Annotated in this window: 22 protein-coding genes; 16 read left to right on the forward strand and 6 right to left on the reverse strand. The window is 37.9% G+C overall.

Features of this window, described 5'->3' with window-relative positions; genetic code table 11:
• Positions 1-21 precede the first annotated feature (21 nt).
• Together AC4D4A_RS13445 and AC4D4A_RS13450 are read left to right on the forward strand one after the other, a co-directional pair.
• Positions 22-330 (forward strand): rhodanese-like domain-containing protein, encoded by a 309-nt coding sequence (locus AC4D4A_RS13445; RefSeq protein WP_490996369.1) that lies wholly within the window; start codon positions 22-24, stop codon positions 328-330.
• A 58-nt stretch (positions 331-388) separates the two neighbouring features.
• Positions 389-574, forward strand: coding sequence for a sporulation protein Cse60 (locus AC4D4A_RS13450; protein WP_490996370.1), 186 nt, complete (start codon positions 389-391; stop codon positions 572-574).
• A gap of 216 nt (positions 575-790) precedes the next feature.
• Here AC4D4A_RS13450 and AC4D4A_RS13455 read toward each other — a convergent pair whose 3' ends face one another.
• Positions 791-1258, reverse strand: a complete 468-nt coding sequence (locus AC4D4A_RS13455) for a VanZ family protein (protein ID WP_490996371.1) — start codon at positions 1256-1258, stop codon at positions 791-793.
• A 15-nt stretch (positions 1259-1273) separates the two neighbouring features.
• Positions 1274-2545: a BaiN/RdsA family NAD(P)/FAD-dependent oxidoreductase gene (locus AC4D4A_RS13460; RefSeq protein ID WP_490996372.1), complete on the reverse strand. Its 1272-nt coding sequence runs from the start codon at positions 2543-2545 to the stop codon at positions 1274-1276.
• Between the two features lie 202 nt (positions 2546-2747).
• Here AC4D4A_RS13460 and AC4D4A_RS13465 point away from each other — a divergent pair, with 202 nt between their 5' ends.
• A complete protein-coding gene (locus AC4D4A_RS13465; protein ID WP_490996373.1) occupies positions 2748-4370 on the forward strand; it encodes a putative polysaccharide biosynthesis protein in 1623 nt (540 codons plus the stop codon).
• A gap of 66 nt (positions 4371-4436) precedes the next feature.
• Here AC4D4A_RS13465 and AC4D4A_RS13470 read toward each other — a convergent pair whose 3' ends face one another.
• A complete protein-coding gene (locus tag AC4D4A_RS13470) occupies positions 4437-4652 on the reverse strand; it encodes a hypothetical protein (protein WP_490996374.1) in 216 nt (71 codons plus the stop codon).
• 72 nt (positions 4653-4724) lie between these two features.
• On the opposite strand from AC4D4A_RS13470, the gene AC4D4A_RS13475 reads away from it, so the two are divergent.
• Positions 4725-5456: a pseudouridine synthase gene (locus tag AC4D4A_RS13475; protein WP_490996375.1), complete on the forward strand. Its 732-nt coding sequence runs from the start codon at positions 4725-4727 to the stop codon at positions 5454-5456.
• Positions 5457-5495: 39 nt separating this feature from the next.
• On the opposite strand, the gene AC4D4A_RS13480 is transcribed toward AC4D4A_RS13475, so the two are convergent.
• Complete coding sequence (locus AC4D4A_RS13480; RefSeq protein WP_049669825.1) at positions 5496-5717, reverse strand: DeoR family transcriptional regulator; 222 nt, start codon at positions 5715-5717, stop codon at positions 5496-5498.
• 375 nt (positions 5718-6092) lie between these two features.
• Between AC4D4A_RS13480 and pepV the strand changes: the two genes are divergently transcribed.
• The 7 genes from pepV (at position 6093) to AC4D4A_RS13515 (ending at position 14197) form a co-directional block, all read left to right on the forward strand.
• Entirely contained in the window at positions 6093-7502 is a 1410-nt protein-coding gene (gene pepV, locus AC4D4A_RS13485) for a dipeptidase PepV (protein ID WP_490996376.1), read from the forward strand.
• 24 nt (positions 7503-7526) lie between these two features.
• Positions 7527-8381: a D-amino-acid transaminase gene (gene dat, locus AC4D4A_RS13490; protein WP_490996377.1), complete on the forward strand. Its 855-nt coding sequence runs from the start codon at positions 7527-7529 to the stop codon at positions 8379-8381.
• A 126-nt stretch (positions 8382-8507) separates the two neighbouring features.
• Positions 8508-9068 (forward strand): RNA 2',3'-cyclic phosphodiesterase, encoded by a 561-nt coding sequence (thpR, locus tag AC4D4A_RS13495; RefSeq protein ID WP_490996378.1) that lies wholly within the window; start codon positions 8508-8510, stop codon positions 9066-9068.
• Positions 9069-9200: 132 nt separating this feature from the next.
• Positions 9201-10196 (forward strand): NERD domain-containing protein, encoded by a 996-nt coding sequence (locus AC4D4A_RS13500; protein WP_490996379.1) that lies wholly within the window; start codon positions 9201-9203, stop codon positions 10194-10196.
• On the forward strand, positions 10174-11136 hold the full coding sequence (locus tag AC4D4A_RS13505) for a diacylglycerol/lipid kinase family protein (RefSeq protein WP_490996380.1): 963 nt from the start codon (positions 10174-10176) through the stop codon (positions 11134-11136). The genes AC4D4A_RS13500 and AC4D4A_RS13505 overlap by 23 nt, the downstream gene beginning before the upstream one ends.
• A 5-nt stretch (positions 11137-11141) precedes the next feature.
• On the forward strand, positions 11142-13277 hold the full coding sequence (gene pulA / locus AC4D4A_RS13510; RefSeq protein ID WP_490996381.1) for a type I pullulanase: 2136 nt from the start codon (positions 11142-11144) through the stop codon (positions 13275-13277).
• Between the two features lie 143 nt (positions 13278-13420).
• Complete coding sequence (locus AC4D4A_RS13515) at positions 13421-14197, forward strand: phosphotransferase (RefSeq protein ID WP_490996382.1); 777 nt, start codon at positions 13421-13423, stop codon at positions 14195-14197.
• Here the strand turns inward: AC4D4A_RS13515 and AC4D4A_RS13520 are convergent.
• A complete protein-coding gene (locus AC4D4A_RS13520) occupies positions 14185-14463 on the reverse strand; it encodes a YtzH-like family protein (RefSeq protein ID WP_257469191.1) in 279 nt (92 codons plus the stop codon). The genes AC4D4A_RS13515 and AC4D4A_RS13520 overlap by 13 nt on opposite strands.
• 173 nt (positions 14464-14636) lie before the next feature.
• Between AC4D4A_RS13520 and trmB the strand changes: the two genes are divergently transcribed.
• Together trmB and AC4D4A_RS13530 are read left to right on the forward strand one after the other, a co-directional pair.
• Positions 14637-15272 (forward strand): tRNA (guanosine(46)-N7)-methyltransferase TrmB, encoded by a 636-nt coding sequence (trmB, locus tag AC4D4A_RS13525; protein WP_490996383.1) that lies wholly within the window; start codon positions 14637-14639, stop codon positions 15270-15272.
• A 53-nt stretch (positions 15273-15325) separates the two neighbouring features.
• Complete coding sequence (locus AC4D4A_RS13530; protein ID WP_490996384.1) at positions 15326-16177, forward strand: YtnP family quorum-quenching lactonase; 852 nt, start codon at positions 15326-15328, stop codon at positions 16175-16177.
• A 345-nt stretch (positions 16178-16522) separates the two neighbouring features.
• Here AC4D4A_RS13530 and AC4D4A_RS13535 read toward each other — a convergent pair whose 3' ends face one another.
• A complete protein-coding gene (locus tag AC4D4A_RS13535) occupies positions 16523-16843 on the reverse strand; it encodes a hypothetical protein (RefSeq protein WP_139892783.1) in 321 nt (106 codons plus the stop codon).
• A 197-nt stretch (positions 16844-17040) separates the two neighbouring features.
• Here AC4D4A_RS13535 and AC4D4A_RS13540 point away from each other — a divergent pair, with 197 nt between their 5' ends.
• The 3 genes from AC4D4A_RS13540 (at position 17041) to AC4D4A_RS13550 (ending at position 19488) form a co-directional block, all read left to right on the forward strand.
• Positions 17041-18117: a M42 family metallopeptidase gene (locus AC4D4A_RS13540; protein WP_490996385.1), complete on the forward strand. Its 1077-nt coding sequence runs from the start codon at positions 17041-17043 to the stop codon at positions 18115-18117.
• A gap of 63 nt (positions 18118-18180) precedes the next feature.
• On the forward strand, positions 18181-18696 hold the full coding sequence (locus AC4D4A_RS13545) for a DUF84 family protein (RefSeq protein WP_490996386.1): 516 nt from the start codon (positions 18181-18183) through the stop codon (positions 18694-18696).
• Between the two features lie 345 nt (positions 18697-19041).
• Positions 19042-19488, forward strand: a complete 447-nt coding sequence (locus tag AC4D4A_RS13550; protein WP_490996387.1) for a GNAT family N-acetyltransferase — start codon at positions 19042-19044, stop codon at positions 19486-19488.
• Positions 19489-19644 lie beyond the last annotated feature (156 nt).

Here is a 19644-nt window from a genome sequence, read left to right on the forward strand (position 1 = left end):
TTATAAAGGGGGAAAATGGAGATGGAAGAAATAAAAATTATCCAACCGGAAGAGCTGCAGAGCAGAATTGAAAATGGTGAGGAATTATCCATCATTGATGTGCGGGAGGATTATGAAGTCATAAATGGTATGGTGCCAGGTGCTATTCAAATGAGAATGGGAGAAATACCAGATCGGCTTGATGAGCTTGATAAAGAAACAGAGTATATTCTAATCTGTCATGCAGGAGTAAGAAGTGAAAATGTGGCTTATTTTCTGCAGGAGAGAGGATATAAGACAGCCTCTATGGAAGGCGGTATGATGCATTGGCAAGGGGAAATTATATTCTGAATAGTATAAAAATACTGAGGTCTGGCAAAGATAGATAAAAACAGGAGGAATCTTTGCCGTGATTCAAGTGAAAATGTTTGATTATGAACATGAAAAAGACCTGGAAAAAGGGATGAATCATTTTCTCGAAAAAATAGATGAGGACAGAATTGTAGATATAAAATATAATATAGCAGCTTTCGGTGAAGAGGATGAGGAAGACCAAATCTATTGTTTTAGTGCAATGGTTATCTATAAGAAATGAGCAGGCATCATTGTAGGTAAACTTAATTCTTGGCTCATATCTACACGAAGGACAATGTCTATTCTCAGATGAAGTGGAACATCTAAGAAATAATCCATACGTTGATGAATTTAATTTTGACCAACCCAATTGTCAAAGCCTAAATTACAATTGAATAAAGTAAAAATAAGTGGAGAAAACAAACTGTTTCTCCACTTATTTTTAGGATTGAACTTATTAGTTTACGGGTTTTTTGAAAAGCTGATACATGAGCTTGAAAACCAGGTATCCAAAGAAACCACCGATTGTATTTAATAGAATATCATCTACATCAAATCCACCGACATGGAATGTTAGCTGCATCGTCTCCACAAATAAAGAAAACAGGAAGGACAGAAACGTGATAATCATAAAATTTCTCAGCTTTTTAAATGCGATTGGCAGAAAAAATCCAAACGGCATAAAAGCGAGAATATTACCGAATAGATTCGAAAACCAAATTTTAAATTTGAAGTAATCAGCAAACGTAATATACATATTGATTGTTTTAAATGGAACAAGATTATAAGATTCTATTCTGTCTTCTTGTCTGTAGTATCCAAAGAACAAAAGATAGGAAAGGATGGCTAAATAGATGAAAAACAACATGTAAATAAGCGGCGAAAACAGCTTATTGTTTTTTATCGTTTGGGCTATATCCTGCACTTATACCATCCTTTCTTATGCCAGGAAATCATTCTTTTCTGCAGCATTTAATCCTGCTAAACGGCCGGTTACCAAAGCTGAAGTGATATTATAGCCGCCCGTATATCCGTGAATGTCCAAGATCTCTCCACAGAAATATAAGCCATTCATGAATTTACTGGCCATTGTTTTTGGTTCAACTTCTTTAACCGATACTCCTCCGCCAGTCACAAATGCCTTCTCTAAAGAAAGTGTTCCATTGACATGGACAGGGAACTTTTTAATATCTTTGCTTAAAGAACGCCATTTCTCATGGGCGATGACTGCACCCTGCGCAGAAGGGTCAATCTGGTTACGCTCCAGTAAAAATAATAAATATCTTTCAGGCACTAAACCTTTTAAACTGTTTTTAACAGCCTTTTTATCATCAGATTTAATAATTTTTATAATCTGTTGGAATACCTGTTCTTCATTTAAATCAGGCAGCGCATCAATTTGGACAATGACCTCTTTAAGATTCCATTTTTTAAGGGCCTTCACAACAAATTGGCTGCAGCGGAGGACACCTGGACCTGATAGGCCAAAATGTGTGAAAATCATATCCATGCGATGGGTAATTAATGGTTTTCCTTTAGGATTCATCACGCTGATTGCGACATCGCGAAGTGAAAGTCCCTGTAATGTTTTCTGTTTGATAAAATCTTCAGCTGACGTTAGCGGAACCTCAGTTGGGAATAGCTCTGTAACAGTATGTCCAGCTTTTTCAGCCCAGGCATAGCCATCACCGGTTGACCCGGTGTGAGGAACGGATTTACCGCCAACAGCAATGACAACGGAGTCAGCTTCGATCGTTTCGCCCGTTTGTGTCCGAACGCCAATTACTTTCCCTGATTCATACAAAACATCTGCTATAGGTGAGTTTGTACGTATATCAGTACCCAATTGCTTCAACCGATTCATCATCGCATCTACAACGGATTGGGCTTTATCATTAACCGGAAACATTCTTCCGTGATCTTCCTCTTTTAATTCGACTCCCAGTTTCTTGAAGAAAGAAATAATTCCCTCATTATCAAATTCAGAGAATGCACCGTACAGGAATTTGCCATTACCGGGGATATGCTTAATAATCTCATCAATCGGCAGACGATTCGTGACATTGCATCGACCTCCGCCTGAAATGGCCAGCTTACGTCCAAGCTTGGATCCTTTATCTATTAATAAGGTGGAAGCGCCGTTTTCTGCTGCTGCTATGGCAGCCATTAAACCGGAGGGGCCTCCTCCTATAATTATTACATCGTATTTCATTATTCCATCTCTTTTCTAAAACATGCTAATACGTTCTATTATAAGTGATTTTATGAATAAGGCAAAAGTCGTAAACAATTTGAAGTTCAATTGTCAAAAAGGATAGAAAAGAGTAAACTACAGAATAGTGAACAAATAAACAAAAAGACTCATGAAAATATATTTCTTACAAGTTAAGGGAAAGAGTGAAAGGGATTGTTACATGTCATCGAAACTTATTAGAGGCACTTTTATTCTAACTGTTGGTATGGTTTTATCGAAAATACTCGGATTGTTTTATGTTATTCCTTTTAATCAAATTGTCGGCAAAGAGGGAATGGCGTTATACGGCTTTGCATATATACCCTATACAATTTTCATTAGTATATCAACGGGAGGGATTCCCCTCGCAGTGGCCAAATTTGTGGCTAAATATAATGCTATGGGAGAATATGCAGTTGGACGTAAGCTATTTGAATCAAGTCGAAAAATAATGATGTTAACGGGGATTGCGGCTTTTCTCATTATGTATGTTAGCGCCCCTGGATTGGCTGCCATGATGGATACGCAAAAATTCTCCGTTGAGGATGTTACATCAGTTATACGGGCTGTGAGCTTTGCTCTTATCCTGGTACCTTCGCAAAGTATATTGCGTGGGTTCTTTCAAGGAAATGAGTCAATGGGGCCGACAGCTGTTTCCCAGGTTATCGAGCAGATTGCACGTATTATATTCCTGCTGGGTGGCGCATATATTGTCCTGAATTTAATGGGCGGAGATGTCGTACAGGCTATGAGTGTGGCAACATTTTCAGCCTTTATTGGAGCGGTTTTCGGATTTCTAGTTCTCTTATGGTATTGGAAAAAGCGGAAACGTCATCTCGATAAACTTTTGAACGAAAGTAAAAATGAAATAGATATATCGCTTAAAGAGATCTACAAAGAAATTGTTGTTTCCTCAATACCATTTATTTTTGTTGGATTGGCAATGCCTCTATTCCAGTTAGTTGATACGGTTACTTTTAACAGAGCGATGGTTTCAATTGGATTAAAGGCATCAACAGATGTGGCTTTTGGTGTTTTAAATGTATCAACTCAAAAGCTTGTCCTTATTCCAATGACACTGGCTACGGCCTTTTCATTGTCTATTGTTCCGAGTGTAACGAAATCGTTTGTTGAAAAGAATTGGAAGCTATATAAACAACAATTAACAGAAACATTCCAAACTTTGCTGTTTATTCTGATACCGGCAGTTGTTGGAATCAGTGTTTTATCGGAGAGCGTATATGGCTCGTTTTATGGATTCCTTGATTTAGGATCAGAAGTATTAAGAGTTTATGCACCGGTTGCCATCCTATTTGCTTTATTTTCTGTTACAGCTGCAATCATGCAGGGAATAAGCCAGCAGCGTTTTACAGTCCTTAGCTTATTGACTGGAATATTAATAAAGCTTAGTCTCAATATTCCGTTCATAAAAATGTTTGAAACGAATGGGGCGGTTTATGCGACTGCAATTGGATATACGGTCAGTACGCTTATTAATTTATATGTAATTTATTACTTTACTGGTTATCGTATCAAACCCGTGCTGAGAAGGGGATTATTATCACTCATATTTGCTGGAGTTATGGCCCTGGTTGTGTGGAGTCTGGATCAGGTCCTGGCTTCCTGGATAGGTTCAAAAAGTCAAATGGATGCGGTTTTCAGGGTGGCGATTACTGTTCCAGTAGGGGTCCTAATCTACTTTTTCTTATCGATTAAAAGTGGTTTATTACATGTTATTTTTGGAGATCGAACGGATGGACTATTGCGCAAGCTAAAATTGAACCGTTTCACTAGAGGGAATTAATCGAATTAAAATGTGAAAGTTTAACTTTAAGGCCTGCTTAATTTTTAAAGCAGGCCATTCTCATAATTAGTATCGCATTCCAAGTGCCCGTTCAATCCGGGATACACGTCGGTCAAGGCGTTCAAATTGGCGCTCCAGACGTTCAAAGCGGTTTTCAAGCCGATCTATACGGGCATTAACTCCACCTAAACCAGGAAATAGGCCTCCTGGTCCAGGAAAACCGGCTGGCTGCTGCAATTGTCTATCATCTTGTTCGTTAGAGGGTTGTTGTTGATAATCCATAAAATTAGAACACTCCTTCACTTTATATTCAGCATTAGTCTATTCAAAAAAGGAAAATAGGTGATTTTTAGGATGAGAATTGATAAATTATTAGCTAACTCCGGATATGGGAGCCGGAAAGAGGTTAAACAACTGCTGAAATCAGGGGCAGTTCTTTGTAATGATGTAAAAATAAGCGATGCTAAAAAGCATGTCGATCCGGATAACGACCTAATTACCGTTTATGGAGAGCAAGTCAACTATAAGGAATATATTTATTTGTTAATGAACAAACCGGCCGGATACATATCTGCCACAGAAGATGACAGGCTGAAAACGGTGCTTGATTTATTGGAACCTGAAGATGCAATAAAAAAACCATTCCCTGTTGGAAGGCTGGATCGGGATACTGAAGGGCTGTTGGTTCTTACGAATGATGGGCATCTTGCTCATGAGGTGCTTGCTCCAAAAAAACATGTTCCTAAAACCTATTACGCGGTTATTCAGGGAATTGTAACTGAAGAGGATATTGAACAGTTTGCCAAGGGAGTTACATTGGATGATGGATATGTAACGAAACCGGGAAAATTAAGGATTCTTACAAGTGGTCAGAGATCAGAAATAGAAGTCATCATAACAGAAGGAAAATATCATCAGGTTAAACGGATGTTTGAAGCTGTAGGAAAAAAAGTAGTATATCTGAAAAGAATTAAGATGGGCGAGCTCGAATTGGATGAGGGCTTGGAAACAGGAGAGTACAGAGAAATGACTGAAGAAGAGATCAGCTTATTGAATACACGTACTCCGGAAAAAGAAGACCGTTAAAAAGCGGTCTTCTTTTTGTAGGAAAAACTGTGTAAATCATTACGAGGTTAATTTAACTTTCTTTTGAGTGGTGGTCCACTTTCCACGACTGGGGCTGACAACAAGTTCGTTATAAGCCAACACATTTAAGTCCCTCTGAATGGTACGTGGAGTAATTCCGAATTCATCCACTAATTCTTGGGTTGTTACCGTGCCGTTGCGGACGATGAACATATAAATGGACTTAATTCTGGTAAGCATACGGTTTGTTGAAGGTTTCAAAAAACCACTCCTTATGGATAGTTTCCAATGGCAACATTCCAACCTGCAAGGTATAAAGGCTGTTAACCATCCCACTTAACTAAGTTATCACCTATACAGCACTCCTTTTTTAGGACTTCAAGATAAAAGTCCTTCTAGTACTATAATACCCCTCTCAAAATTTTAAATCCATATTTTCCAATAAAATAAAATGAAAATTCGCTTAATTATATCTATTTTTGCGATACAGGCACTATGACAGCAATGCGAAATATTTTATTGATTACACTATAAAATATGAACGGCACAGTCATGTGGTTCAACAAAAAATGCTAATCATGCTGAAATTCGATATAATAACGATAAATGATATGACAAAGAAATGAGGTCACTTTTATGGATTTTAATTGGCAAAAAGAAGTGGAAATGAGAAAAGATGATTTGATTGCCGACACCCAAAAACTGCTTCGAATTAAAAGTACACTGGATGAATCTGCATCAACTCCTGATATTCCTTTTGGTCCTGGAATAAAGGAAGCGCTTGATTTTATGCTTCAGCTTGGAGAAAAAGACGGTTTTACCACTAAAAATGTTGATAACTATGGGGCTCATTTGGAAATGGGAAACGGAGATGAACTCCTCGGTATACTTGGACATTTGGATGTAGTGCCTGAGGGAGAAGGCTGGACAAGCGACCCTTATTCAGCAGATATTCGGGATGGAAAAATATTTGCGCGTGGCGCGATTGACGACAAAGGACCAACGATGGCTGCCTATTATGCAATGAAGATCATTAAAGAAATGGGCATCGATTTAAATAAAAGAGTTCGATTGATTTTGGGCACGGATGAAGAAAGCGATTGGCGCTGTATGGATTATTATTTTGAAAAAGAAGAAATGCCAACGGTAGGATTTGTGCCGGATGCAGATTTTCCAATTATCTATGCAGAAAAGGGAATTGCAGATTTCACAATGGATATGAAATCAAAAAGTATACCGGCTGAATCCTTTGTTGTGAAAAGCTTTGAGGCAGGCCAGCGTTTTAATATGGTGCCAGAGGCAGCAAAAGCAACTATTTCTCTTAACTCCGATGAGGCGAAAGAGTGGAAAGAAAAATTTACAAAGTACTTGAAAGAGCATAATTTAAAAGGTACATATTCCGTGTTAGATAATGAGGTCATCTTAACGATAGAAGGGATATCTGTCCATGGTATGGAGCCTGATCTTGGACTTAATGCAGGTCTTAAGCTGGGCGATTTTCTATTCACCATGCCTTTACGAGGGGATGACCGTGCATTTTTTGAATTCATCCATCATTATTTGAGCAGTGAATCCAGAGGAAGAAAACTTGGTGTAGCTTATTCCGATGATATTACCGGTGATTTAACCATTAATTATGGAATTATTACGTATAGAAATGGCGAATTTGGTAAGATTGCCTTCAATATGCGCTATCCTGTGACATATGATTTTGAGAATGGATGGAAAACGATTGAGCAAATCGCGGATAAGCATCAATTTACTGCTACTATAAAAACCCATTTGGGACCTCACCATGTGGATGCAAATAGCCAATTGGTTCAAACATTACAAAAAATTTATCACGAGCACACTGGGGAAGAACCTGAGCTATTGGCAATTGGCGGTGGGACATATGCGCGTGCACTGAAAAATGCGGTTGCCTTTGGGCCTTTATTTCCTGGAAGAGAAGATGTAGCTCATCAAAAAGACGAATACATCCAAATTGAAGATTTATTAAAAGCAACAGCTATGTATGCACAAGCTATCTATGAATTAACAAGATAATCTATACAAGGGGAGTTGGGGGAAATGGATTATATTGTTCACAATGGCGTTCTTTCGAAAAGAGAAACAATTGCCATCGATATAGAAGATCGTGGGTATCAATTTGGGGATGGTATCTACGAGGTTATACGGATTTATAATGGGAAGCTGTTTGCGTGGGAAGGGCATAGCAGACGTCTGTTTGCAAGTGCACAAAAGATCGGCATCGCGATACCCTACAGTCCAAAACGCCTTAAGGAGATTATTGAGGAATTGGTTCTTAAAAATGAGCTGACTACTGGTACTGTTTATCTGCAATTTACTCGGGGAGTATCACCCCGGAATCATGCTTTTCCAGGTAAAGATGTGGTACCTACTTTCATCGCTTATACAAGAGAATCTGAACGTCCTGTTGTACTGATGGAGTCAGGTGCTGAGGTCTGTATTATTGATGATAAACGGTGGCTTAATTGCGATATAAAAAGCTTGAACCTTCTCGGTAATATCCTTGCCTATGAAGAGGCGGTTAAGCAGGGATGTAATGAAGCAATTTTAAACAGAGATGGCATAATAACAGAAGGCAGTCATACCAATGTATCGATTATTAAGGATGGTATTCTGATTACTCATCCTGCAAACAATTTAATTTTAAATGGGATTACCAGGCAGTTGGTTTTAATGCTTTGTGAGGAGCTTTCAATTCCTTACGAAGAAAGACCATTTACACCAGGGGAATTAATGTCGGCTGATGAGGTATTTCTGTCTGGTACCACATTAGAAATTATACCCGTTGTAAAAACCAACGGACAAGCGGTTGGAAAAGCCCCATATACTACAACAAGAAGGCTTCAGAAAGCTTTCCTTGCTAAAATTGAAGACGAATGCGGAAGATTAAAGTAAATGGAAAAGAGTTCAGGGAATACTAACCCTGAACTCTTTTTTTGAACAAATATTTTTATTCAAAACCGTCTAAATAGTTAAAATAGCGGGATGGACATTATGTTAAAATATGAAGGAGATAGGCTGATGAATAGACAGAATCATTATTTTTTTGCAATTGAATTACCCATGGAGATTAAAGAATCATTGCACCAATGGGCTGCTGAATTAGAACGTATATATGCATTTAAAAGCTGGGTTCATCCAAGCGACTATCATATTACATTAGCATTCCTTGGCAGTGCCTCTCATAGTATGTTGGATGATGCTGTGAATTTATTGAAATCAAGGGCAGAGCAACTTGTTTCGTTTCCATTAACGATTAATGGATTGGGTACATTTGGTATGATGAAACAGCCAAGAATTCTTTGGGCAGATGTAAGGAAACAGCCAATCTTATACGAGGTGCAGAAGAATGTATGGAATGCCTGTACAAGTATCGGATTTAAGTTGGATACAAAGCCGTTTACACCGCATATTACGATAGCGAGAAGATGTACGGAGACAATGGAAAAAGACAGTCTAAGACAACTAGAAGACTCTCTCCCCTCTATACCAGAATTTCAGGTACAGCATCTCGTTCTATACAAAACCAATAGCCAATCTATTCCTAAATATGAACCAATCGTTAAATTTCCATTGGTGTAAGATATTCGGGAACATAATAGTAAATTGAATTGATCAAGGCGTGAAAGCTTTACTGGGTATGATTAAGAGCATCTAAAATGACCATATAGATTTTATAGAGACCAGAAAAAGAAAAAAGGCAGGGGAAACGGGATGGGACAATTAATTAAACTGCAGGATTATGTATCCCGTTATGAACAGGATATTTATCATTATTCCTCTCAGTTTGTACGCTTAAAAAAACAGCAGTGGACTAAACTAAAGCAGGCTTATGAAGAAGGGGATATCAATGACTGGCTGATTGGTGCAGAAAACAATGAGATATCTCAAAATCAGGATGAGCCAATTAAAAAGAGAACTCTCTCGGAGACGTTTAAGAAGATATTTGCTAAAGGAAAACAAAGCGAACCTTTTCATGTTCATGAAGGGCAAGCTGTTCCAAACATAGAACAGGAATTGGGACGGTTTTTAAAATTTCTCCCACGAACAGAGAGCGATTTAAAGCAGCAATTTTTAGATCGGATTTTTAATTTTCAGCTTAAATGGGCGAGTTCAACCTTAAGAGAAAAATCTGTAGTAAATGCCAATTATGTATATGACCAGAAACTGCGTTATTTTTTGCAACGCTTTCCTGATAACTGCTTAATTCTTTATAAGCCTGTCTTTCAGTTAAAAAATGCACCGGTCGAATTGGATATTCTGCTTATGACGCCTACGGAAATATGGTGCTTAACTTTTCTTGAAGCAGAAGAGGATGCCGTCTTTTTGTCGGACAAGGGAAGGTTCTGGACAAGAAGGCATCATAATCGTGCAGACAAAAAAGTGTTAAACCCGTATATATCCATAAATCGTATGGAAAGAATTATTACGAGGATATTAGAAAGCAAGGAGATTGATATGCCAATCAGGAAAGGGATCATATGCCGAAATGGATATATCGATGATGTAAATGCCATCCATACAGAGATAATCATTGACAAGCGTTCTTATGCAAAATGGTTTGAGGGCATACGGAATAATCAGTCTCCTATTAAAAACCAACAGCTTAAGTCAGGCCAGGCTCTGTTGGACTACTGCAGTACAGCCTACACGATTAGAATGGATTTGGAAGAGGAGTTGGAGGAGCTTGATAGAGAGAGCGGTTTATAGGGAAGCTTTAATGAGCATGGAGAGGTTTAATTTCATTATAAATCCTGCCGCGAAGAATAGGGGAAGCTTAAAGATTTGGAATAAGGTAAAGAGATACCTAGAACAGGAGAATATCCATTACGAATATAGGTATACAGAATATGAAGGACATGCCTGTGAAATCACTAAGGAAATTTTGGAAAAAGAAAGTAATTCGTTAATTATTGCTGTAGGTGGAGACGGGACGATTCATGAAGTCATTAATGGAGCTGTCGGATATAAAAAAGCCAGGATATCTTATATTCCTGCAGGATCCGGCAATGATTTTTCAAGAGGATACAAGATTGATAAAAATCCGACTAAAGCATTAAAAAAGCTGTGTCAAAATAGCGAAAAAATGACAGCAATCGACCTGGGATCCTATAAAACTAACAAACAAGGTTATTTTATGAATAGTTTGGGTATGGGATTGGATGCAGTTGTTACAAAAGCTGTAAATGAGTCGAAATCTAAATATTACTTTAATAAAATAGGTGCTGGAAAGCTTGTTTATTTATATTTCTTTTTTATTAAATGGTTAACATATAAACCAATTGATGTTTCTCTTTCGATAGATGGCCGGGATCTCAACTATAAAAATGTTTGGCTTGTAACGATATCCAATCAGCCCTATTTTGGTGGTGGAATAAAGATTTCACCAAACTCGAAACCAGATGACGGGCTTTTTCATATCATAGTTGTGCATAATATTTCTAAATGGAAACTTATACTTATGTTCGTCACAGTAGTTTGGGGCGGCCATCTTAAAATAAGGGGAGTACAGGAATTACAAGGGAAGAATATAAAACTATCTTCTGAGCAACCAGCATTTATTCATGCAGATGGCGATTATATTGGCAATGATAAGGTAGTCGTTAATATGCATCATCATAAAGTAAATATTGCCGCTTTAGGAGAGTGAGTATTGTGTATTCAGATAGGTTTTCAGCTTTTTTGGACGCATTAAACAGAATTACCATCTTAATTCCACTTGATTATCGTGATAACGAAACCCCAACCTTTACGATTTATTTCGAAGGTCAAAAAATTGGCGTATTAAAGGTTGAAGAAGTCGTCCGAATAGAGCATTACATTAAATATATATGTAAGGCTCCATTCGAAATACCGCTCGGTGAAGAGTATCAAATAGAGGATGATAAAGGTATAGCCTTTGGCCTGCGAACAGGTGCTGTAATCCGGACCCCTGAATTTGATGAACATTATCATTATGATGGAAATGATTTAGGTGCTGTCTATACAAAAGAAAAGACAGTGTTTAAGCTATGGGCACCAACTGCTACCAGTGTAAAGGTTAAGCTAATCAATGATTTCGGGGCCGAAAAAGGAACAGTGGCGATGCAACGAGGGGAAAGAGGAGTATGGTCATTAACGATTCATAATGATTTAAAGGGTTATTTTTATTCATATTTGGTTCGTGTCAATTATATTTGGAGAGAAGCAACCGACCCTTATTCGAAGGCTGTTTCTGTAAATGGCCAATACAGCGCTATTATAGATCCCGAAAAAATCGAAAGACATTCCTATAAAATTCCCACGTTAGACAGCCATGTCGATGCAATTATATACGAAACACATGTACGCGACTTTTCTCATCATAACAACAGCGGCATGGATGCAAAGGGGAAATACTTGGCGTTTACAGAAGAAAATACGAAAACAAATAAAGGGTATTCAACCGGGATCAGTTATTTAAAGGAGCTTGGTGTTACTCATATTGAACTCTTGCCGGTTAATGATTTCTCAGGGGTTGATGAAACAGTCATTGGTAAGGAGTATAATTGGGGTTATAATCCCCGTCATTTTAATTCTCCAGTTGGAGTCTACAGTACAAATCCGCACTTGCCGTTCAATCGAATAGAAGAATTAAAGGAGCTGATTAAAAGTCTCCATAAAAATGGACTTGGTGTTATTTTGGATGTTGTTTATAATCATGTATTTCAAAAGGAATTGTCTAATTTTGAAAAAATCGTACCTGGCTATTATTTCCGTTATGATTCAAACGGAATGCCTGCAAACGGCAGCGGCTGTGGAAATGATGTAGCATCAGAACGATTTATGGTCCGAAAATTCATTATAGCCTCCATTAAATATTGGTTGGAGTATTTTCAGGTTGATGGATTCAGATTTGATTTAATGGGCTTACTAGACTTGGATACGATGAAGGAAATAGAACGTGTGGTAAGAGAAAGTAGACCGGATGCCATTCTCATCGGAGAGGGCTGGGATTTACACACAGCACTCCCGGCTGAGCAAAAATCAACGATTGCTAATGCTCATAAATTAAGGGGGATTGGATTCTTTAATGATCGCTTTAGAGATACGATTAAAGGAAGTAACTTTGATTTAAAAGATATCGGCTATATTTCCGGTAAAAGAGTAGAGCCGCATGATTTCTTTCAGCTTGTGACAAATACAGGTGCCGAATATCCATTGACACCAGTACAATCAGTCAATTTTGTAGAATGTCATGATAACCACACATTATGGGATCGCCTTCAGGTTGCTAATGGGTTGGAGTCAAATGAATTAAGGCAGCGCCGTCATCGTTTTGCCACAAGTATTGTCTTGCTTTCACAAGGTATTCCATTCTTGCATAGTGGACAGGAATTTTTTAGAACAAAACAAGGAATCGAAAACAGTTATTGTTCACCGGATTGGATAAATGAACTTAATTGGGATCTAAGAGAGCAACATGATGAAACAATATCTTATTTAAAATGCTTGATACAAATTCGAAAAAGCCATGGTGCATTCCGTTTTCGAACACGTGAAGAAATAGAAAGACATATGAAAATTGTCGATATCCATGTTAATTGCCATGCTCTGATGTATGAAAATGTCGGTGAATATGGAAGCTGGAAAAATATTTTAGTAATCTTCCACCATGCTGAAAAGGAAACATCGATTACTCTGCCAAATGATACTGAATGGGATATTCTTTGTGATAGTTGTGCTGATGGACAAGGAGACCGCATAATTAGGAAGAGCATAAGAGAATATACCCTTGAACCATTACGAACATATGTGTTTGTTCAGGAATAATAGTCAGGAACACTTGACGAATGTGTCCCTAACCTACTAAAATTTAATAAGATGGCTATTGGAAAAAAGCAGTCAATGGCTGTCTTTTTTATTTTTTACATATAACCATGCCAGAATAGATTAGATTATTGAAGGTGAATACCATGGATTATTTAGGGCGAGAGTGGGAGATAACCCCTGCCGGAGGGGCAACAGGTGAAGCATTTATTGCCAGGCATGATGAGCAAAGACTATTTTTGAAAAGGAATTCTTCTCCTTTTTTAGCTGTGCTTTCCGCTGAAGGAATAGTGCCAAAACTGATCTGGACGAAGAGGCTTGAAAATGGAGACGTGATTACTGCTCAGGAATGGATGAATGGAAGAGAATTACATCCTACTGAGATGAGTGAAGAAGCGGTTGCAGAATTGCTTCAGAAAATCCATCTTTCTAAACCTCTATTAAACATGCTTCGGCGCCTTGGTAAGACAGCCCAAACACCTTTGCAAATCCTATTGTCCGTGAAAAATTCCCTTGATAAGGAATTAGAAAATCATCCAAGTATTCAAAATACGATTGAATTTATGGAAAGACATATACAGGATGTCAACAGTGACCAGCAAGTTGTATGCCATGGTGATATTAATCATAATAATCTCCTTATTACTGACAATGGTGATCTATATTTGATTGATTGGGACGGTGCGATTATCGCAGATCCGGCTATGGATATCGGTATGCTGTTATATTCCTATGTTAAACAAGAGCATTGGAAGGAATGGCTAGCCAAATACGGATTGGAGCTCACTGAAGATCTTACGTTAAGAATGAAATGGCATGTGCTGGCACAGGTTATTCAAAATATAGTCTTGCACAAACGAAAAAACCGGTTGCATGAAATGAACCGGTATATCGAATATTTAAAATTTGCTCAGGAATATTGATCAATGTCTCGAACCCAGCCAGAGAGTTGCTGCTGGTGTGCTTCTATATGACTTTCCAGGTTGGCGGCATGTATACCGCTTTGGCTGTATTGGTAAATCTCATCAAGTACAGCTTTTGTATTTACATCAAGACCGGGTTGAACCATCAGGGATTTAACAGTTCTCTCAAGCTGTTCAACTTCTGATTGTGAACCGCAGCAATCTTCTTGATGATTATTTAAAATATCTTTTACTAACATCCAATGATGATTTTGTGATAATGGCAAATTATCCACAACCCTTCTCTTCATATTCAATTTTAGGTTGTGAAAGTTTAGCCAAATTTATTCATATTTAACCGGCATATGCCGGTTTTTATTATGTTTTAACTAATAAGCATGGTATTTTATGAAATGTTATGCTACTCTTTTTTTACGTATTTTAGCGGAGGTGCACAAATTTGAGACAACGTTATAAACCATGGGCTAAGGATAAGCTAATGGCCAATCCTTATTATTGCATTCAGGAGCCGGCTACTAAAAAGGGTTCATGGAATGAAGTGTTTGGAAATAATAATCCGATTCATATAGAAGTAGGTACTGGTAAAGGACAATTTATTAATGGTATGGCTGCACAAAATCCGGATATTAATTATATCGGTATTGAATTAGCAGAGCGTGTAATTGTTACAGCACTTGATCGCTTGCTGGAATCCAATCTTCCAAATGTGAAGCTGTTAAATGTGAATGCCGAAGAGCTTCCAAATATTTTTGCAGAGGGAGAAGTTTCCCGTGTCTATCTGAATTTCTCTGATCCATGGCCTAAGAAACGTCATGAAAAGAGAAGATTGACGTATAAGACATTCCTTGATCTATATAAAGGAATTTTGCCGGAGCATGGCGAAATTCATTTTAAGACAGATAACAGAGGATTATTTGAATACTCACTTGTAAGCTTCTCGCATTATGGGATGACATTAAATGAAGTGAGTTTGGATTTACACAACAGCGATATGGAAGGCAATATTATGACTGAATATGAACAAAAATTTTCAGCAAAGGGCAATCCAATCTATCGTTGTGAAGTATCCTTTTAATCCTATGGTTTTTTGATCTGTTCAACACACTCATAAAAAGGGGCTTTTAGATTATGGAAACTTTGCAATTTGGTAAGTTTACATTAACCTGGTTGAATGGCGGAGATACTCATATGGATGGTGGAGCCATGTTTGGAGTGGTTCCAAAACCATTATGGTCAAAACGTTATCCTGTTAATGAATTGAACCAAATAGAGTTAAGGTCAGACCCCATCTTAGTACAGACAGATCATAAAAATTATTTAATCGAAGCTGGCCTCGGCAAAGGGAAGCTGTCGGAAAAACAAATCAGAAATTATGGTGTCAGTGAAGAGTCCAAGCTCGAGGAATCCTTGAACAGGCTCGGAATGACATATTCGGATATCGATGCAATTCTGATGACTCATATGCATTTTGATCATGCCTGTGGGCTGACTGGTTATCACGAAGACGAATTAATCAGCCTGTTTCCTGAGGCAACGATTTATACCTCGAAAATTGAATGGGAAGAACTTCAGAATCCCAATATTCGTTCCCGTAATACCTACTGGGAAGAAAATTGGAAACCAATTGTTACACAGGTCAAAACATTTGAAGGTGAAGTATCAATCATTGAAGGACTGAGGATGATTCATACAGGCGGCCACAGTGACGGTCACAGCATTATCGTGCTCGAGGACAATAATCAACAATTAATTCATATGGGAGACCTTATGCCAACGCATGCCCATCAGAATCCTCTATGGGTGCTGGCTTATGATGATTATCCGATGGACTCCATACATGCAAAAGAGAAATGGATTAAACAAGGAATTGAAAATAAAGCTTGGTTCACTTTTTATCATGATTATGCGTACCGTGCCATCAAATGGAATGCAAGTGGAAAAGAAATAATCGATAAAGTTGAACGAGATCGATCAAAATGAAGGCTGTCGGTAGGTCACTAGTTGGTGACTTATCGGCGCTTTTTTTTGCGGTTTCCAGTGTTTAAATTACAATCTGGTTTTGCTGTGGTGTGAAGTGGATGTTGTAAAGGACATTTGGCTTTTTTTATTATAGAGGGATTGAGGTTTGGGATGCTGCAATGGTTGTGGGGTAATCTATATCTAAAGCTTGCTCAATTTCTTTTTCGCTCAATAAATTCTGATTTCGCGCATAAAAAGGGAAAATAAACAATTCTCCTTCAAAGTTACTACTATCTTTTTGAAACGCCCAATAAAATAAAAAATAGAAGGAGGAAAATCATCTTTTCCTCCTTCTACCGCTTTTAATTAATGTACTTGTTCGTAAAAATCGATAATTGTTCCTGTTGTTGCATCCGCTATAAATTCATACTGAGTAGATTCAAGGCCTTCTTGCTTTGTAAGTCCACCTTTGTATACATCATAATCCAATTCATTTTTTGTATACTTTTCAGGCTTCATCATAATCCATGAGCCTCTGATGGTCTCTCCGCCTTGTCCAAGAGTACTTTTAATAGTGGACAAAATCTTTTCAGGAGAAGTAATATTGCTTTGATTTGTTAATTCTTTAACGACATAACCTGCTGCAAATCCTGCTGCAACACCTGAAATAAATGTTTTCCAATTCACTTATATTCCTCCAATCAAATGGGTAATAGCTGTAATTTAACATTTGCTTGGTAATCTATTCCCGTTCATTATACATTTTAAGCTCAAATGATGCTATCTTTTAACCAACAATCTTCATGTATGTGGTATTTGGAAGTATGATTCTGTAGAATGAGAATAGAGATTATAGAAAATAACATGGTAAAGGGGATACATATATGAAGCAATCTACTCTAGATTTATTTAAGACTCTTACCGAGATTCCAGGAGCACCTGGATTTGAACATGAAGTACGTTCGTTTATGAAAAAGGAATTATCAAAATACACAGATGAAATCATTCAGGACGGCCTTGGCAGTATTTTTGGAGTGAAACGCGGGAATGAGCAAGGACCGAAAATCATGGTTGCTGGACATATGGATGAGGTTGGTTTTATGGTAACCTCTATTACTCCTGAGGGGTTACTTCGTTTTCAAACGCTTGGAGGCTGGTGGGGGCAGGTGCTGCTGGCACAAAGAGTACAGGTATATACAGAATCAGGTCCTATTATCGGTGTGGTCAGTTCGATACCTCCGCATTTGCTGAGTGAGGCCCAAAGGTCCAAACCAATGGAAATCGGAAATATGCTGATTGATATTGGTGCTGATGATAAAGAGGACGCAATGGCAATGGGAGTAAAACCAGGTCAGCAAATTATCCCATATAGTGAATTCACTCAGATGGCCAATCCTAAAAAAATTCTGGCAAAAGCATGGGACAATCGGTATGGATGCGGATTGGCGATTGAACTACTGGAAGAGCTTCAAAATGAGACATTGCCTAATATCCTTTACAGTGGCGCTACTGTTATGGAAGAAGTCGGTACAAGAGGTGCGGGTACTGCGGCGGCGATGATTGATCCTGATATCTTCTTTGCATGTGATGCAAGCCCTGCAAATGATATGTCAGGCAGTAAATCTGTATTCGGTTATCTAGGAAAAGGGCCATTACTTAGAATTTATGACCGTACAATGGTCATGCATAAAGGGATGAGAGAATTTATTTTGGATACTGCGGAATCGAATCATATTCCATATCAATATTTTGTTGCTCCGAATGGGGGGACAGATGCAGGGAAAGTACATATTACAAATCGCGGTATACCAAGTGCAGTAATTGGTATATGTTCACGTTATATCCATACGCATGCATCCATTATTCATATTGATGACTATGCCGCAGCGAAAGAATTATTGGTTAAATTGGTTAAAAGCTGTGATAAAACAACGGTTGAAACGATTAAACAAAACGGTTAATAAAAGAGTTGAGAAGGCAGAGGCATCGATCTGTCTTCTTTTTTAAAGAAAGGATGCAGATTAATGGTTAAAATTGCTTTGGGCACTAAAAATCCGGCAAAAATTAAGGCTGGAGAATTAGCGGGCCGGGAATTATCAGCTGAGCTTGTTCCGATTAATGTATCATCTGAGGTAAATGAGCAGCCATTCTCGGATGAAGAAACAATTGAGGGTGCTTTAAATAGAGCGAGAAATGCGATGAAGGAAGTTCAGGCTGAATTTGGTTTGGGACTTGAAGGCGGTGTGGTGAAAACCCCTTATGGATTGTTTATATGCAATTGGGGAGCACTAGTCACGAAAGAAGGCAAAAGCTTTGTCAGTGGCGGTGCACGTATCAAATTACCGGAGAGTATTGCTGAGGAGTTATACTCAGGCAGAGAGCTTGGGCCAGTTATGGATGAATATACAAAGAAACAGGATATCAGGAAGTCAGAAGGAGCTGTTGGTGTATTCTCAAACGGCCGTATAACAAGAGATCGTATGTTTGAGCATATTATTGAATTATTAGTTGGTCAGTATGAGTATCATTTAAAAGAGTAAAGAAGATCGTGAGGAGGATACTTTAGGTGTCTTAGTATTTTTCATCTTCTGATAAACGCTGAATTTCGTCATGTTTCTTTATTTTGGAAGAAAAGAGTTTCGAAATAACAAACCCAAAGAGGGAGATAATACTATTTTTCATGATAATTTCTCACCTTTATCTATGATTTTACTAGTATGATAACATAGGTGATAAAAAATTACTGCCAAAAACTTTGAGGACTGCCGAATTTTGTCAAAAAAGTGTAGTTATTTACTTTTTATAATTTCTAAGGCTAATTAAAGGTTGAAGCGGTTTTGGAAACCTTAAAATAGCCTAGAAAAAAAGGAGAAATAAGCAATAGTATGAATTTAGTAATTCGTAAAATAAAACAACACGACAAAGAGGAATTTATGGATATGGGCAAGGCTTTTTATTCATCGGAAGCCGTGCTGCATAATATAAATGAAACCTATCACGAGCTAGCATTCAATGAGCTTATGCATTCTGATACTTATTTGGACTGTTATTTCCTTGAATTCAATAACAGGATTGTGGGATATGCGTTACTGAATAAAACCTATTCCAGAGAAGCAGGAGGTTTAGTTGTTTGGGTTGAAGAACTTTATATAAAACCTCAGTATCAAGGAAAAGGGTTCGGTGGAGCTTTCTTTCAATGGTTGGAAGTGAACGTTCCTGCGGCACGATACCGTTTGGAAATCGAGCCTGAAAATATTCGTGCAGCGGCTTTATATAAAAGAAAAGGTTATCATCCTCTACCTTATGTTCAGATGGTTAGAGATAGAAAATAAAAAAACTAATAAAAGAGGACAAAATTGTGATGGTTTTTGCAGGAAAGATCAAAAATGCACAATCATATATGAAGTGTTGTACTTATACAAACAGGGCATTAATGTAATGTTGAACTTCTTCGGGGGATCAAGAGGCTACCTTTCTGGAGGCGGCTG

Source organism: Pradoshia sp. Z5_111 (genome assembly GCF_058267535.1).